This window comes from Kocuria cellulosilytica, from assembly GCF_040981245.1.
Taxonomy (GTDB): Bacteria; Actinomycetota; Actinomycetes; order Actinomycetales; family Micrococcaceae; genus Kocuria; species Kocuria cellulosilytica.
In genome coordinates this window covers 1-512 of record NZ_JAVFWZ010000157.1, presented here as the reverse complement: position 1 = coordinate 512, position 512 = coordinate 1, and the positions used below count along the sequence as shown (strand labels likewise).

Annotated in this window: 1 protein-coding gene; it reads left to right on the top strand. The window is 77.9% G+C overall.

Annotated elements, in window-relative coordinates:
• Positions 1-512: glycosyltransferase (locus RCG67_RS17475; protein ID WP_368828087.1), on the top strand; the 512-nt coding region annotated here is incomplete at both ends.

The window sequence follows — 512 nt, the reverse complement described above, 5'->3', positions numbered from 1 at the left end:
GCTCCGTGCTGGAGCCCGCGGCGGCCCTGGAGCGGCTGCCGCTGCGGCGGCCGGTGCTGCTCTACATGGGCTCCTTCCTGCCCTACAAGAACGTGGAGACCCTGGTGCGCGCGGCGGGACGGCTGCCCGGGCACGAGCTGCACCTGCTCTCACGGATCTCCCCGGCCCGCCGCGCCGAGCTGGAGGCCCTCGTCCCGGCCGGGGCGCACGTCGTCTTCCACGACGGCGTCGACGAGGCCGAGTACACGGCTTTGCTCGGACGGGCCGCGGCGCTGCTGACGGCGTCCCGGGCCGAGGGCTACGGGCTGCCCGTCGTGGAGGCCCTGGCGGCCGGGACGCCGGTCGTGTGCAGCGACCTGCCGATCTTCCGGGAGGTCGCCGGGCAGGCCGCCGCCTACGCCGCCCCGGACGACGACGCCGGCTTCGCCGCGGCGGTGCGGGCCCTGGAGGACCCGGCCCGGGCCCGGGCGCAGGTGCTGGCCGGTCTCGACCGGGCCCGGGCCTGGTCCTGG